The organism is Rhodococcus sp. NPDC077669, assembly GCF_040686915.1.
Taxonomy (GTDB): domain Bacteria; phylum Actinomycetota; class Actinomycetes; order Mycobacteriales; family Mycobacteriaceae; genus Rhodococcoides; species Rhodococcoides fascians.
Genome location: NZ_JBFBMD010000013.1, coordinates 13,319 through 27,858, shown reverse-complemented (window position 1 = coordinate 27,858; position 14,540 = coordinate 13,319). Strand labels below are relative to the sequence as shown.

Genomic DNA, 14,540 nt, shown 5'->3' with positions numbered 1-14,540 from the left:
CCGAACTCGAACATCTGGAATGGATATGTTGAATCGTCAGAATCCCCGCGTCAGTGTCGTCATCCCGACTCTCAACGAGGCCGCGAACCTTCGCCATGTCCTCCCCTTGCTGTCCCACGACTTCGAGCTCGTACTGGTCGACGGCGGATCCACCGACGGAACCATCGAAGCCGCACGCGAGATTCGCAGCGACATCCGCGTCATTCAACAGACCCGCAAGGGTAAGGGCAACGCGCTCGCCTGCGGCTTCGAAGCTGCCACCGGCGACATCATCGTCATGTTCGACGCGGACGGCTCTGCCGACGCGGCCGAGATCCCCCGGTTCGTCGATGCCCTGATCGCCGGTGCCGACTTCGCCAAGGGCAGCCGGTTCTGCGAGGGCGGCGGCAGCCACGACATCACGCCGCTGCGCCGCGCCGGCAACGGTGGTCTGCACCTGGTGGCCAACACGCTCTTCGGCACCCGTTTCTCGGATCTGTGCTACGGCTACAACGCCTTCTGGCGAGACCTGGTGCCGGTCCTGGATCTGCCCGTGGTCGATCAGCCGGGCAGCGAGGGAATGATGCTGTGGGGTGACGGATTCGAGATCGAGACCATCATCAACTGCCGCTTCGCCGAGGCGTCCGTACGGATCGAAGAAGTGCCGAGTGTCGAGCTGGCGCGCATCTACGGCCAGAGCAACCTACGCACCTTCTCCGACGGCTTCCGGGTGCTGCGCACCTTGATGACCGAGCGCATGCGCGCCCGCAGAATCTCCCGCAAGCACATCGCTCGTCCGTCGCGTGAGTCGATCGATGCCCGCACCGACATGGACCTCGAGTTCGAGGTCATGGAGTCGTTCGGCGAGGTCATCGAGCTCCGCGAGAGAACGGCGTGAGTCTGCCGACTTCCTCGGTCGTCATCTGCGCGTACACGTTGGCTCGATGGTCCGAACTGTGCACTGCCGTGCGTGCAGTTCTCGATCAGAGCGTCGCTGCCGACGAGCTGATTCTCGTCGTCGACCACAATCAGCAGCTGGCCGAGCGCGCTCGAGCGGAATTCCTGCCGCTGAGCGAGACCGTGAACGTGGTCGAGAACAGCCACCCACGAGGACTGTCGGGGGCACGGAACACCTCCCTCGACCTCGCCACGGGTGACATCGTCGTCTTCTTGGACGACGACGCGTCCCCACGCACGACCGAATGGCTCGACGCCATTCTGTCCCATTACTCGGATGATGCCGTGTACGCCGTTGGGGGCTCTGCATACCCGGTATGGCCGGACAAGCGTCCGGCCTTCTTACCGGCCGAGGTAGTGGGTGAACCCGGCGAACTCGATTGGGTCGTCGGGTGCACCTACCGCGGGCAGCCCACGGAAACCGCTCAGGTCCGTAATCTCATGGGCGCGAACATGTCGTTCCGCCGCGCGCCGGTCGTCGAACTCGGCGGCTTCGTCTCCGGAATCGGCCGGATCGGACGCGTTCCGCTCGGGTGCGAGGAGACGGAACTGTGCATCCGCCTCCGCCAGACGCATCCCGACGCGCAGATCGTGTTCGATCCCTCGATCGTCGTCGATCACACCGTCAGTGCCGATCGGACGCGACCCCGCTACCTCATCACCCGCAGCTACGCCGAGGGCGTGTCCAAGGCAGCGATCGCCCGACTGATCGGAGCGGGTGACGCACTGTCGTCCGAGCGTGCGTACACCGCCAAGGTTCTCCCGCGTGCTGTCGGCCGTGAGACGAGCGCGGCTGCTCGCGGCAACCCGGCGCGGGCGTGGGGCGCGATGGCTGTGGTGGCCAGCGTCGGGGCCGCGGGAGTCGGTTATGTCCGAGGCAAATTCAGTGTGAGCCGCTAGCGGCACGTGCACGAAACTTCGTAGCCCACTACGAACTTCCACTCACGACCCTCGGTGCCACCGACGCCCGTTCGACGGAATTCAGGGCACGAACGTGTCCCCTGGGCTTCCCGGTGCCTCGGTTGACGAGTGTGATGGTGCGCGGTTCGTTCGGCGCGAGATGGAACCACGAATCGGACGCGTCGAAGCCGTCCACATCGACGCAGACGTACTGCGCTGCCCACTCCGAGGACACTGTGAGCTCCCACGTCCCGGCTCCGGTATCGACGACACTCGCGCTCAGGCCCACGGTGTTCTGCCGACTCTGCGCGCCGACGAGCGCGGTGTTCCGCGCTATCTCGACTCCGTCGTCGCCCGCGAACACCACTGTGATCGCCGAGTACGTCCGACTCCCGAAACGGTAGGCGTGATTGGCATCGGTGAACGACCCCACGATGGAGTCCACCGTCAGTTCGGTCGAGCCGTTCGAGTCGACCGATACCGCCCGCTCGAACTGTTGCACGCCGCGCGCGGTGTGCAGTGCCACGCGCAGTGTGCCCGATCGGGCCGGGCCGTCGTTGACGAGCTCCACCGAATAGCCGTCGAGACCGTTGTCGCACAACAGCACTGCGGTCGGTGAGCCGGACCTCGCGAGCGCGTAGAACGGTGCCTTCGGTGCACCGGTGGCGTCGGTGATGCCCCACCCGGCACCGGGCACGGTGTCTCGTAACGTCAACACGAGCGCGCCCGCACATCCGGAAGACGCCCGACGCCACCGACCGAACGCTTCCTCGAAAGCTTCGACGATCACCGCCCTGCCGTAGTCCAGGTAGAGCTCGGCGTCGTCCCGCCGAATCAGGTGCGGGTCGACACCGAAGACAGTGCGTACGTAGTGATCGCGGACGTCCTCGAAATCCCACGACGAACCGCGATCGCGGGGGACCGCGGATTTCCACTCGGGGTGGTGCCCTGCCACCGCAGCAGATCCGAAGAACCTGTCGACCTGCGCACGTTCGGGAGGAACGGAGAAGGCCAGGCATTCCGCAGCGAATCTCACACCCGCGGTACGAATATCGGACAGTGGCCGCAGGTAGCCGCCCACCCCGAAGTAATGGGCGATACCGTCGCCCACGTGGGTGTGCAATTCGCCGGTCGAGCTGGACGGAGACGACGTCACGTAGGCGACGTCCGGCAGACGATCGGCGAGGAAATCAGGAACGATGGTGTCCAGCATGTCCATTCGCTGATCCTCGGCCGCGAGCCCCAGCATCGCCGGTTGCTGCTGCGTTTCGCTTCCGCCGCTGACGACCATCAGCGCCGGATTGGCGCAGACGATGTCCGCGAACGCGTGCAGCTCTCGGGCGACCGCCGCCGTGTACACCTCGTCGGTGGGCGGGTCGACGGTTCCCAGCATGACGTCCTGCCACACCATGATGCCGAGTTCCGCGCACAGAGACCAGAATTCGGCCTGCTCGTACACCAGCGTGCCGACCACGCGCACCATGTTCACGCCCGCCGACTGCAGCTGCACCAACGCTACGTGCAGGTCCTGCTCCGACGACCACAGTCGCACCGGATCGAGTGGGGTCCACGTACCACCGCGACAGAAGATCGGGCTACCGTTGACCACCAACTGCGCGCCGCCTCCGGAGCGATCGAGTACGACGGCGCGAAAGCCGATGTCGCCCACCGGGTATTCCACCCCGTTCACGTCCAACGCCAGGCGGTAGGTCCTGGGCTGTCCGTGCGTGTGCGGCCACCACAGCTCGACGTCCGGCAGCGTCAGAGTCGTATCGATACGGTCGACCGTTCCGAGCTCGAACACGCTGTCCCCGATCAGGATTCGCGTCGACGACGGGGAATCCAGCTCGGCGCGGACCGTGACGATACCGTCGGTGCCGCGGACCGTCGTCGACAGACCGACGCCACGAGGGCTCGACATCGGCACCATCGACACCGGCCGCCACGGACCCACCGGAACAGGCACGGGCCCGTACACCGGTGCCCGGCCCAGCATCGTCGTACGCTCGTGCCGCAGACCCTGCGCAGCGATCATCGAGGATCGCCACCGACCACGTGGCCGTCGGGTCTTCAGATGTGCGGCAAGAGATTCGACGTGGACTGCAATGGTGACGGTCGGTCCGCAACCCGTCAGATCGACAGTCTCGGGCACGAACATGGACGTGACGGTTCGCCGATGAACACCGTCCACCCAGATCTGGGCCCGAGTCGCGATTCCGCCGAAGGTCAGCCGCACCTCGGGGTGATCGCCGGTCGGGACGGTGGTCGCATACCACCAATCGTGTTCGTCCGGAGCACAATCGGTGTCACCGAGCGCGCACGCCACCGTGCCGGGCACGACGGCGTCGAGCCACTCGAGGTCGGCAGGCAGATCAGCGGGGTCGAGGATGGATCCGGCGTCGGTTCGGGCCAGCCGCCACGGCACGCCGTCGAGCAGATCGATCACGCGCTCAATGCACCCACGACGATGTCCATCGCTGCCGCCCAGTTCTTGCTCATGTCGTTCAGCGGTTCGTCGAGCACCACGGCGCGGCCACGCGCTGCCCGCGCCATCCGGAACTGCACGGCCTTCGCGCCGGACGCTGCGTCGAGGAAATGCTGCGCCGCGTCGCCGGCTCCACGTATCCCGCGGCTCTCGAGGTATTGCACGTAGTTGGCGGCAAGCTCCGCGGTGGCACCGAATTGCCGGAGCAATCCGAACGACCACAGATGAAAGGCGTCGGGCCCGGACGTCTGGACGAGCGGGATGTCGGCCACGATGCGCCGAGCGAGGGCATCGACGGGATTGCCCGGTGCCCTTCTGGACAGATGTGCCCGGGCGACGTCGAGGTCGCGGTCACCGACCCCCGCGTCGAGCACTGCCGCGTCGACTCGAACCTGTTCGACGTACGGCAGCAACACCTCGGCGTGAGGCTCGGGCGCGAGATTGAACACCCCGTCGAAGTCCGCCCCGGTCAGCTCGAAGTAACCACGGTTGTGGAAGTAGCCCATCACCTTGTCGTCTCGGTTGACGAGATTCGGCACGATGGTGGTCTTGGTGTGCTGATTCCGGTAGCTGGTGCCTGCGGTGTCGGGAAGCCAGAAGCCGTCGACCTCCACCGTAACGTGGGTGCCGTCGAGCAGCCCTTCGACGACGTGCTCGAGAACGGGTCGCCATACGTTCATCTCGGCCACGCCGATGCCGTAGAGCGCGCGCAGATCCTCGGGCAGAATTTTCACGAAGTCCCACTGCCGTCCGTCACAGCCGGCGCTGAGCACGAACGCGAGCGCCGGGGCGGGATCGGCACCCAGTGAGTGCAGTACCTCGATCCACAGATCGACGTAGCAGTTGGTCTCGGTCCAGATGCGGTCGTGGTTGTGGATGGGATGAGGCCGGTAGCTGATGGGGTCGAGTTCGAGAACCCGGAGGCCGGTACCGAGCCTCTCCAGCACTGCATCGTTCGACATGACGCGCCTCTCCTACCGGAACAATGTCGGACGGTCCCCGAGCCGCATTTGTCCATATTGCCTGCATCCAGGCCACTCATCGTAGCGAATCGGTTTGTTCTACGCTTCCGATCCGGCGGTAGGATTGTTTTCGACGCAACTGCTACTTACTGATCCACCGTTTGAGCGTCTGCACGACAGGAACCCGAAAACGCGGGCAATCACACAACGAACAGTTGGTTCCGCGGCGGTAATGCTGATGCGCAGCTTGTTCGTGTCGACACTTGCATATCCGCTCTGAGCTGGGCACATGCCGAGTGTAGACAACACCTGCAACATCCATGCCCATCTCGGGCGGACACGAGGAGGCACGAGCGCAGTGCGCCGTTTCGTTCGCAGCGCAGCGCTGGTCATGGGGTGGTGCCTCGTCGCCGTAGCTCTCGGAATGTTTGCCGTCCGACAGGTCGGCGTGACCGAGATCACTTTCGTTGCTTTGGTGGTCGGAACTCCGTACCTCGGAGTCGCCACCGTCGCGGCGCTCCTGCTCTTCGCCGCCGCCCGCTCGCGTATCGGATCAGCAGTCGCAGCCGTCGTCACCGTCGCCGTCGTGGGCGTCCAGGTACCGATGTTCCTGGCCGACGGACCGGACAACTCCGGACCGGACCTGTCCGTGTTGACGGTCAACGTGGCGCACGGGGACGCCGATGCCGGCGCAATCGTCGACGCGGTCCGTGATCACGACGTCGACGTGCTCGCCGTCCAGGAACTCACGCCCGAGGAAGTGACCGACCTGAGGGGTGCCGGTCTGGACGACCTGCTGCCGTTCTCCTTCACCGCCGCACTGCCTGTGGCCGACGGCACCGGATTGTGGAGCCGAACACCCTTGACCGACGGCTCCCGGCTGAACGACTTCGGCTTCGTACCGGTGCAGGCGAACACCGTCGTCGACGGCACGACGCTGACCCTCGTTTCGTTCCATTCGATGTCTCCCGCGACGCCGCGCCACACCACCCAGTGGGACGCAGACCTGGCGAGGATGCGGGCCATCATGGATACCTACGGCAACACTGCCATCGTCGCGGGCGACTTCAATGCCACCAACGATCACCGGCAATTCCGCAGGTTGGCATCGGCTCCGTTCTCCGATGCGGCCGACGCTGCGGGGGCAGGACTGTTCCGCACCTTCCCGTCCGAACGTCCGTTGGCGCGGTTGGACCATGTCGTGACCAGTGACAGCGTCCGCGCCCGGTCGGTGCAGCCGTTACCGATCCCGGAGAGCGATCATCTGGCGGTGCTCGCAACGGTGCAGTTGCCGTGACGATCCCCGGCTAGAAGCGCGGAAGCTGAATGACCGGAGGCGGCGGCAGCTGTATCTGCGGGAGCTGGATCTGCGGCAGACCGGGAATCAGCGGTGCCGGGGCAGGCGCAGGAGCCGGTGCCGCGGGCGGCACGTACTCGGGCTCGGAATACGTCTGAGCCGGAGCCTGAACGGGCTCGGACGTGGGCGGCGGCGTTGTGGTCGGCGGTGGCGTCGTCGGCGTCGGGGTGACCCGGGTCGTCGTGGGACCTGCGGTGATCGGCACCGGTGAATCTGCCGGTGCACTGGTCGGGGCCGGCGACCCACCCCCGTATCCGAGGGACAGGCCGAGGGCGGCGACCGCAACGAGACCACCCGCGACCAGCACGGCACCGCGCACCTTGCGCTTCGAATCGGCAGGCTTGTCGGAGTGGGGTTCCGGGGTCAACCAATCGGGTGCACCGGTCAGCGACGCCGGGTCGGCCGCGGACTGCCGCCCGCCCGCCTGCGGATTCGACTGGGGGTTGGACTGCGCTTTCGGTTGGGGAACCGGCTGGTGCGGTGCCTCGACGACCGGTGTGGCGAGCAGTGCCGCTCCTCGGGCCGCAACCGATTCGGGGTCTGCCGGAGTGACGACGGGTAACCCGACCCAAGCATCGAGTATGGCTCCGACCAGCGGTATTCGGGCGCCGCCGCCGATCAGGAACAGCGCGTCGACATGTTTGGGAGAACGCCCGATGACGTCTCGAACCAGGCGAGCGGAGTACTCGATCGGGACGGTCACCAGTGACTCGAATGCCTCGCGGGAGATCAGGATGACACCGCCGTCGCCCGGAAGACATACTGCGCCGCTGGTCGACAATTGTTCCTTGGCGACCCGGCACCGCGCGGTGAACAGGCTCAGTTCTTGGTTGTCGGCAATGTCGACGCCCTGCTTGGCCAACTGGTTGTCGGCGATCAGGCGATCGAAGTCGTCGCCGCTGATGTCGATGGTGCGTTCTGCCAGCAGAACTTGGCCTGTACCGCGGTCGATCACGCTGATCGTCAGACCCGAACTGCCCAGGTCGTACAACGCGATGGTGCCGAAATGCCCCAGCTCGCCCGACGCTTCGAGGTACTGCAGCGCAGCCCGAGCCTCGGGAACGAGTCGATAGTTGTACAGCCGCTGACCGGCCATGGCCTGCTGGATCTCACCGAACTGCTGCTGGTCGCGATACGCCACGCCGGTTGCCTGCACTGGGCCACCGTTGCCCGGTTGCGAGAGCACCACACCGATGGACTCCGCGGCCAGTTCCTCGGCCCGGTCCCAGTAGGCGTCGACGGTGTCGTGGTGGAAGTCGAGGCGTCCCGAATCCTGAGGGCGCAGGTCGGGTCGAGCCATGCGCACCGCGCTGGCCCCCACCGACACACCGAGAACTTCGGTCATTACCTGCCTCTTGTCGATTTCCCCGTCAACACACGCCGAGACTTCATGTCACGAACCAGTCTCGATCCCCCCAATTGATCACTGTAGCGCGTCGGTGCGGCTGCGCCGCAGTGGTGCGTTCAGGTGCCCCCTGGGGCACCCAGCCACACCACTACAGTTGCGGCATGCGAGTTCTGTTCGTCTGCACCGGCAACATCTGCCGATCTCCGACTGCCGAGCGCCTTGCGGTCGCCTTCGCCCGTGAGGGCGGATTCGAGCTGACCGCCAGCAGTGCCGGGACACAGGGACTGACCGGGCACGCGATGGACCCGACGGCCGCGTTGGTGTTGTCGCAACTCGGCGGCGATCCCGAGGGCTTCGTGGCTCGACGCCTCACTCCGGCGATCACCGCCGACGCCGAACTCGTTCTGACGATGACCGCGTCGCATCGCGACGCCGTGCTCGCGCTGTCGCCGCGGCACATGCGTCGCACCTTCACCTTGCTCGAGGCGTCGAGCCTGGCCGCGGCGTCGGGCGCACGATCGGTTGCCGCCCTCGCCGACGCGCGGGCCGTCCACAGCGTCGAGACGCTGGATATCGGCGACCCGTACCGCCGCGACCCCTCCGTGTACGAGGAAGCCGGCGAGCTGATCGCAGCATCGTTGCCGAATGTTCTCCGACTGGCGCAGCCGTAAACTTCGACCCACCACGAATTCGCACGCTGCGGTAACGTTCTCGCATCATTGCCGACCACCCGGGTGCGGCCACGGCGTTAGGGTCTGTTCATGCGCGACAAGGTCATCGCGTTGGCAGCAGTGGCGAGTGCCGGAGTAGCCGTCACCGTGGGTCTGGTCATCGGTGCCCTCGGCGGCGCGTTCGACGATTCGAGCCAGGACGTCAGGCCGCCTGCGCTGAAGTCGGATTCCCTCAGTTCGGTCCAGGCGTCACCGACGTCCGCGATCGTCGTGGTTCCGCCGTCGCCCACCTGGCAGGTCGCGGTGCCCACCACCGCCAAGCCGCCGACGACGACGCCGGAGCGGCCTCAGACGACGACGCGGACGCCCCGAACAACCACCAAGCGGTCGGACCGAACTACCACGACCACCACCGACGAGGACTCGACCGACGAGCCGACGACCGACGAGCCCACGACCACCGAGTCGGGCCGGTAGATCTCACGGACGCCCCGCTGTCAGATCGGGCGCGCTGTCTCCGATTCTCAACGCGGCCACCAATTCTCGATACAGCTCGTCCGACGCCATGAGCTCAGCATGCGTTCCGCGTGCGCGAACCACCCCATCGTCCATCACCAGGATGGTGTCGGCGTCGAGCACGGTGGACAACCGATGCGCGATGGTGACGACGGCAGCATCCTCGGCGATGGAACGGATCACCTCGTGGATCGCCGCCTCGGTGCGTCCGTCGACCTGAGCCGTCGCCTCGTCGAGCAGCAGGATCTGCGGGCGTCGAACGATGGCGCGCGCCAACGCGATTCGTTGCCGCTGCCCACCGGACACCGTCGAGCCGATCAGGTCGGTGTCCAATCCCTCGTCCAGAGCGCGGATGGTCGAATCCAGGTGCACCGACTCGAGCGCCGCCCAGATGTCACCCTCACTGGCGTCCGGGTGACTGAACAACAGGTTCTCCCGCACAGAACCGGGGATCACCGGCGTCTCCTGCTCCACGTAGGACAGTCGAGAGCGCACCTCGTCGATCGTGAGCTCGCTGTACGGCGTTCCGCCGAGCCGTATCTCGCCGCTCTCGGGCGTCAGGAACCGCAGGATCAGAGAGAACACGCTGGTCTTGCCTGCACCGGAGGGACCGACGATCGCTGTGTGACCACGCGCGGGGACGTCCAGGTCGATTCCTCGCACGGCCGGCTCTCGTCCCGGACCGTAACATGCTGTCACACTGCGGAATTCGAGCGCCGGAGCAGCGTCGACAACGGAACGGGTCGGCGCGGGGGTACCTTCCTCTCCCACTTCGACGACGAGGTCGTCGATCTGACGTATCCGCGCCGCCGCAGCCATACCCGCCTGCAGCGCGGTGATGTTGGTGGCGAGGGTGGAGACCGGGCTCATGACCTGAAATGCGTAAAGCAGAAACGCGATCAGGCTGGATACCGCCAGATCCCCGGTGCTGACGCGGTAGCCCCCGAGGCCGAGAATGCCGATGATGGCCAATTGCACGCCGCCGCCCGCGAAGGTCCACGCCAGTGCCGAGATCTTGACGGCGTGCACGCTGTGCCGAGCGGAGGTCCGCGCCTCCGCGATGACGCGTTCGGATTCGCGAGTCTCGGCTCTGCTGGACTTGACCGTTCGGATGGCCCGCAGGGTGCCGTCGAGAATGCCGCCGAGTCGTCCGATCGCTTCCTGTGATTGCCTCTGCGCGATGGCGATCGGAGGCATCAGCCGGGCGAACAACACTGCGATCGCCACGATGGCCACCGCGATCGCGCCCAGCAACACCAGATCCAGAACCGCCATCAGAATCAACGCGCCCACCAGACCCACGACGCTGTTGACTATGGCCACCAGCGCATTCGACGTCGCCTCACGCAGCAGCACGGTGTCCGAGGTGACGCGGGTGACCAACTCACCGGTGGGCCGAGTGTTCAGGCTGCCGACCGTGGCACCGAAGTACTTCCGCACGATCGACTTGCGTGCGTCGAGCACGATCCGCTCGGCCAACACCCCGAGCACGATCCACTGCAGATACAGAACGGCCGAGCCGACGACCAACAGGGCCACCAGAACGACGACGGGAACGATCAGCGACGCGTCGGTGCCGAGTCCGTCGAGCACGCCCTTGGCGACCATCGGCGTAGCCAACGCCGTTCCGGTACCGATCAGGCCGAGCATCATGCCCAGGATCAGGGTGCGCCGATGAGGCCGCACGAACTGCCACAACACCCGTAGGTTGGGTACCGTTATTTTTTTCTTCTCGGCTGTCGCGATCTGCACATCGACCATGTAGTCAGTGTGCAGCAACGATCAGCTGGTACCGATCGCGTCCCAGATCATGTGGACCGTGGTGCCGTTCTGGTCCGACGTCACCGCCGCAGTATCGGCCAGCGCCCGCATCAGTGGGACGCCTCGACCTCGGTTGGGATCGGAATTGCGGGTCGCCCAATCGCCGCGGTCGGTCACCTTCACATCGATCCGGCCCTGCGCACCGCACAACACTCGAATATCGAGGGTTCCTCGGTCGGTGTGATCGCGATACGCATGTTCGACACTGTTCGCTATCGCCTCGTACGTCGCCAACACGACGTCGTACGCGCGATCCGGGTCGACGCCCAACTCGTTCAACCAGTCACCGAGTTCACGCCGAAGCTCCGACGCTCGATCCGCATCGGCAGGCTCGTCGGTGAACAGCAGTTCTTCCATTCGCGCACCTGCCGTCGAGATCGAACTGTCGGTACGTGAGTCGTCACCTCCGAAGAGAGTCGCCATCATGAATCCCGTCTACCCAAAACTTCAGGATCTACCCGCATGAATCGCAACGAGCGCCTCGTCGACCGTCGCATAGATGCCGAACACCTCGTCGAGCCCGACCAAAGTCAATGGACGCCCCGTCGCCGGACCGTCCGCCACCACGGCAAACCCGGCAGTACCGCCCAGTTGCTGATGCGTCGACGCCAGCAGCGACATGCCTGCCGATGCGAGGAAACCCACATCACTGAGATCGATGACCACAGCCGACGGCGACTTCTCGAGCACCAGAGCCACGGACTCGGACAGATCAGGAGCCGTCACCAAATCCAACTCACCCGACACCGACAGAACGACATCCTGATCACGCCATTCAACAATCACATCGAAATGCTGGGGTCCGAGCCCCGATTCGTCCGCAGTCACACGAAGACTTTACCTCGCTCCCCCGCCCCGCCACCGAAGTCCACTCGACGTGACATCGACCCCCGAAAAGTCCACTCAACGTGACATTGACCCCCGAAAAGTCCACTCAACGTGACATTGACCCCCGAAAAGTGTCGATGGTCGTTCCGCAGGCTCCACTCCGGACCACCGAACGTGACATTGAGTCCCCCCGGGGGGTGGCCTTCGGGTTGTTTTGCCGCCGTCGGCTCACTCAGCCGAGGGGTATCGATCGCATTAGGCTTGTCCAGGTGATCGAGGGCCTGCATTCCATGGACGGTCGCGGTCTGCGTCGTCGCTCGCTCGGGCAGTACGTCGCGGTCGTTGTGGGCGGCGCGGTCGGTGCGGCGCTTCGGTACGAGGTGTGGACGTGGCGGGCGACGCCGCGGTGGCAGTTGTTGTCCACGTTCGGTGTGAATGTGTTCGGCTGTCTGCTCGTCGGTGCTGCGTTGGGGTATCTGTCCGGTCGTCGGGCTCCGGTGACTCGGGCCGGGTTGTTCGGTCTTGCGTGCGGTCTGACGACGTTCGGTCTGTACGCGTTTCAGGCGGTCACCCATCGCGGGGCGTGGAATTCGGTGATCTATCTGGTGGCGACGCCGGTGTTCGCGTTGATCGCGATGGCCGTCGGGGCTGCGATCACGAGACCGACACGAACGAGCCCGACGCTGTGACGACGTTGATTCTGGTGGCCGCCGGCGGCGGACTCGCGGCTCTGGGCCAGTTCGTGTTCTCGTTCGCCCTCCGGTCGAGGCGACGGGCGACGGCACTGAATCTGGTGGCGTGTGCCGCGCTGGGGTTGGTGTTCGCACTCGATCCGCCGAACGCTGTTCGCTCCGTGGTGGCGGTCGGGTTTCTGGCGTCGGTGGCTCCGTTGGCGGGGACGACGCTGGCGACGATCGGGCTTGCGCGAGATCGTCGGTATCGCTCTGCAGCACTGTTCTTCGGCGCGAACGTGGTGGGTGGAATTGCCGCGGTGATGTTCGGGTTCCTGGCGTGGAAGTCCGGTGTGACGCTCTATCACAAGATTCTGTGACCGAATCCGGTCAGTCGCTTCCCGAATCCTGGCAGGAGCCCTGCACTCCGGCCTTGACGAACCCTGCGATTTGGTACAGGTACGTGAACTCCCATTCGACGAGTGAGAAGTCGTACGCGCGAGGCGTCGGACGCATCGTGACGGTTCCGTCGAAGCACTGATCGAAGATGTACCGGGCACGCGGGAGGTGATACCGCCACGTCACGACGATGACGTGGTTCCAGCCGCGTTCGCGGGCAAGGGTTTCGGTGAACATGGCTTCGCCACGGGTGGTCGAGGGCGACGGCGGAATGCACAACACCTCGAACTGCGACGTGGACGCTGCGCAGGCCTTCTTCATCGTCGGATCGCTGGATCCGTAGGGATCGGACAGCACCACTGTCGTGGCCAGGCCTTGTTGGGCGAGCGAGATGCCGTAGGCCTCGCGTCCGTCGTGTTCGCCGCCGAGCACCACGATTGCGTCGGCGGCAACGAGCGGATCCACCCGAGCTTTGGTGAACGCGAGGTAGCCGCCGACACCTACCGACGACACCAGGACAACTGGGATCGCCAGGGCGAGAAACAGCAACCAGCGTCCGCGGAACACCTCACCAGGTTAGGGAAGGCGCTCCGCGAGCGCGCAGTCAGCGACTCATATCACTCGCTGGGCTGCGGCACGGTGACGTTGCAGTCCGTGACCTCGGGGTTGATTCCGAAGTAGTTGAGCGGACCGGCAACGACGGTGAGGGCGATTGTGCCCGCACCTGCACAGTTCTCGGGCGCATTCTCGAAGTCTCCGCGCTGGTACGACGCGAATGCGCCGATGATCAGCCAAACCAGAACGATCAACGTTACGAACCTCATTGGTGCCCCCTTAGGCGGTCAGCCGCCGTTCGGCTGTCGAAGGGCAGGTATGTCCGATTGTGGCAGGCTTCAAACCACGTCACGTGCGCTTCGACAGAGTCTCCGACAGATAATCGTCGAGGGCGCGTTCCTGTACCCGGTCCAGTGCGCGCGCCAGTTCTGCCTGTGCCGATTTCATGGCAAGGCTGCGCATCTTCTCGAACATCTCGGTGGTCTCGGCTACCTCTCCGGACTTGGGCAGCCAACCTGGACCGTGTTTCGCGGCCAGATGGTCGGTCACGCTCCCGACCATCGACTCGGCGATTTCGTTCATTTTCGACGCGGTCCGCTCGTGCTGGTCGAGCAGACGTTCCAATGTGAAGCCGTACTGACTCAGGTCGACGAACACCTCGAGGAGGGTCGGATCGAGAATCTCGCACTGGTCACCGTCGATTCTGATCAGTTTCGCCTCGATCAGTCGGGCAACGATGTCGTCGTTGTCCTCACCGAGAAATTGCGCAATCAGTTCGACGGGAATGACCGTGGTCTCGGCCGACGACCACTTGCGAGTCACGATTTCCTGCAGGCCCAGGATTTCTTCCAGGTCTTTGCCCTGCTCCCAGCCCGACAGGAAATCGGCTATGTGCGCCGAGGTGAACCCCCGCTGAAGCAGCGAGTCGATCACCTTCAATCGAGTCAGGTGATCGTCGTTGTAAATACCTACTCGTCCTCGGAGCGTGGGCGGCGGCAGCAGCCCGCGTTCCTGGTACGCCCGCACGTTGCGAGTGGTCGTCTTGGCCTCTCGGGCCAAGTCGTCGATTCGATACTCCACCGAGCTCCCTA

16 protein-coding genes are annotated in these 14,540 nt (G+C 65.1%); 7 read left to right on the top strand and 9 right to left on the bottom strand.

Annotated features, from left to right (window positions below; all coding sequences use genetic code 11):
* Positions 1 to 19 precede the first annotated feature (19 nt).
* A complete protein-coding gene (locus tag AB0P23_RS15955) occupies positions 20 to 877 on the top strand; it encodes a glycosyltransferase family 2 protein (protein ID WP_063216603.1) in 858 nt (285 codons plus the stop codon).
* Positions 874 to 1,836, top strand: a complete 963-nt coding sequence (locus AB0P23_RS15950) for a glycosyltransferase family 2 protein (protein ID WP_032386498.1) — start codon at positions 874 to 876, stop codon at positions 1,834 to 1,836. The genes AB0P23_RS15955 and AB0P23_RS15950 overlap by 4 nt, the downstream gene beginning before the upstream one ends.
* A 28-nt stretch (positions 1,837 to 1,864) precedes the next feature.
* Here AB0P23_RS15950 and AB0P23_RS15945 read toward each other — a convergent pair whose 3' ends face one another.
* Positions 1,865 to 4,282: a glycoside hydrolase family 2 protein gene (locus AB0P23_RS15945; RefSeq protein ID WP_283542579.1), complete on the bottom strand. Its 2,418-nt coding sequence runs from the start codon at positions 4,280 to 4,282 to the stop codon at positions 1,865 to 1,867.
* The gene (locus AB0P23_RS15940; RefSeq protein WP_283542580.1) at positions 4,279 to 5,283 is read right to left on the bottom strand and encodes a DUF1839 family protein; all 1,005 of its coding nucleotides are present in this window, start codon (positions 5,281 to 5,283) and stop codon (positions 4,279 to 4,281) included. Before AB0P23_RS15940 ends, AB0P23_RS15945 begins: the two co-directional genes overlap by 4 nt.
* Before the next feature lie 358 nt (positions 5,284 to 5,641).
* On the opposite strand from AB0P23_RS15940, the gene AB0P23_RS15935 reads away from it, so the two are divergent.
* Positions 5,642 to 6,580: an endonuclease/exonuclease/phosphatase family protein gene (locus AB0P23_RS15935; protein ID WP_283542581.1), complete on the top strand. Its 939-nt coding sequence runs from the start codon at positions 5,642 to 5,644 to the stop codon at positions 6,578 to 6,580.
* Between the two features lie 10 nt (positions 6,581 to 6,590).
* Here AB0P23_RS15935 and AB0P23_RS15930 read toward each other — a convergent pair whose 3' ends face one another.
* Complete coding sequence (locus AB0P23_RS15930; RefSeq protein ID WP_283542582.1) at positions 6,591 to 7,985, bottom strand: Hsp70 family protein; 1,395 nt, start codon at positions 7,983 to 7,985, stop codon at positions 6,591 to 6,593.
* A gap of 164 nt (positions 7,986 to 8,149) precedes the next feature.
* On the opposite strand from AB0P23_RS15930, the gene AB0P23_RS15925 reads away from it, so the two are divergent.
* Both AB0P23_RS15925 and AB0P23_RS15920 read left to right on the top strand, forming a co-directional pair.
* Positions 8,150 to 8,659, top strand: coding sequence for a protein-tyrosine-phosphatase (locus AB0P23_RS15925; RefSeq protein ID WP_032366897.1), 510 nt, complete (start codon positions 8,150 to 8,152; stop codon positions 8,657 to 8,659).
* Positions 8,660 to 8,749: 90 nt separating this feature from the next.
* A complete protein-coding gene (locus tag AB0P23_RS15920; protein WP_032366898.1) occupies positions 8,750 to 9,136 on the top strand; it encodes a hypothetical protein in 387 nt (128 codons plus the stop codon).
* 3 nt (positions 9,137 to 9,139) lie between these two features.
* On the opposite strand, the gene AB0P23_RS15915 is transcribed toward AB0P23_RS15920, so the two are convergent.
* Genes AB0P23_RS15915 through AB0P23_RS15905 form a run of 3 tightly spaced genes read right to left on the bottom strand, consistent with a single transcriptional unit; the run spans position 9,140 to position 11,779 of the window.
* On the bottom strand, positions 9,140 to 10,936 hold the full coding sequence (locus AB0P23_RS15915; protein ID WP_363798191.1) for an ABC transporter ATP-binding protein: 1,797 nt from the start codon (positions 10,934 to 10,936) through the stop codon (positions 9,140 to 9,142).
* A gap of 21 nt (positions 10,937 to 10,957) precedes the next feature.
* Entirely contained in the window at positions 10,958 to 11,422 is a 465-nt protein-coding gene (locus tag AB0P23_RS15910) for an ATP-binding protein (protein ID WP_027495616.1), read from the bottom strand.
* Between the two features lie 21 nt (positions 11,423 to 11,443).
* On the bottom strand, positions 11,444 to 11,779 hold the full coding sequence (locus AB0P23_RS15905) for an STAS domain-containing protein (RefSeq protein ID WP_027495615.1): 336 nt from the start codon (positions 11,777 to 11,779) through the stop codon (positions 11,444 to 11,446).
* A gap of 314 nt (positions 11,780 to 12,093) precedes the next feature.
* Here AB0P23_RS15905 and AB0P23_RS15900 point away from each other — a divergent pair, with 314 nt between their 5' ends.
* Both AB0P23_RS15900 and AB0P23_RS15895 read left to right on the top strand, forming a co-directional pair.
* Positions 12,094 to 12,513, top strand: a complete 420-nt coding sequence (locus AB0P23_RS15900) for a CrcB family protein (RefSeq protein WP_363798188.1) — start codon at positions 12,094 to 12,096, stop codon at positions 12,511 to 12,513.
* Positions 12,510 to 12,875 carry a CrcB family protein gene (locus tag AB0P23_RS15895; RefSeq protein WP_032389785.1) on the top strand — a complete coding sequence of 122 codons (366 nt, stop codon included), beginning with the start codon at positions 12,510 to 12,512 and terminating at the stop codon, positions 12,873 to 12,875. Before AB0P23_RS15900 ends, AB0P23_RS15895 begins: the two co-directional genes overlap by 4 nt.
* 10 nt (positions 12,876 to 12,885) lie before the next feature.
* Here AB0P23_RS15895 and AB0P23_RS15890 read toward each other — a convergent pair whose 3' ends face one another.
* From AB0P23_RS15890 to AB0P23_RS15880, 3 genes are all read right to left on the bottom strand, one after another.
* The gene (locus tag AB0P23_RS15890) at positions 12,886 to 13,461 is read right to left on the bottom strand and encodes a YdcF family protein (RefSeq protein ID WP_283548376.1); all 576 of its coding nucleotides are present in this window, start codon (positions 13,459 to 13,461) and stop codon (positions 12,886 to 12,888) included.
* A 50-nt stretch (positions 13,462 to 13,511) separates the two neighbouring features.
* Positions 13,512 to 13,718: a hypothetical protein gene (locus AB0P23_RS15885; protein WP_027495611.1), complete on the bottom strand. Its 207-nt coding sequence runs from the start codon at positions 13,716 to 13,718 to the stop codon at positions 13,512 to 13,514.
* 79 nt (positions 13,719 to 13,797) lie between these two features.
* Positions 13,798 to 14,529: a MerR family transcriptional regulator gene (locus tag AB0P23_RS15880; RefSeq protein WP_027495610.1), complete on the bottom strand. Its 732-nt coding sequence runs from the start codon at positions 14,527 to 14,529 to the stop codon at positions 13,798 to 13,800.
* Positions 14,530 to 14,540: the final 11 nt, after the last annotated feature.

Excerpts from the sequence above, each read along its gene's own strand:
- AB0P23_RS15940 (WP_283542580.1), bottom strand. The coding sequence starts at position 5,283 with ATGTCGAACGATGCAGTGCTGGAGAGGCTCGGTACCGGCCTCCGGGTT.
- AB0P23_RS15915 (WP_363798191.1), bottom strand. The coding sequence starts at position 10,936 with ATGGTCGATGTGCAGATCGCGACAGCCGAGAAGAAAAAAATAACGGTA.
- AB0P23_RS15925 (WP_032366897.1), top strand. The coding sequence starts at position 8,150 with ATGCGAGTTCTGTTCGTCTGCACCGGCAACATCTGCCGATCTCCGACT.
- AB0P23_RS15910 (WP_027495616.1), bottom strand. The coding sequence starts at position 11,422 with ATGATGGCGACTCTCTTCGGAGGTGACGACTCACGTACCGACAGTTCG.
- AB0P23_RS15955 (WP_063216603.1), top strand. The coding sequence starts at position 20 with ATGGATATGTTGAATCGTCAGAATCCCCGCGTCAGTGTCGTCATCCCG.
- AB0P23_RS15885 (WP_027495611.1), bottom strand. The coding sequence starts at position 13,718 with ATGAGGTTCGTAACGTTGATCGTTCTGGTTTGGCTGATCATCGGCGCA.
- AB0P23_RS15930 (WP_283542582.1), bottom strand. The coding sequence starts at position 7,985 with ATGACCGAAGTTCTCGGTGTGTCGGTGGGGGCCAGCGCGGTGCGCATG.
- AB0P23_RS15920 (WP_032366898.1), top strand. The coding sequence starts at position 8,750 with ATGCGCGACAAGGTCATCGCGTTGGCAGCAGTGGCGAGTGCCGGAGTA.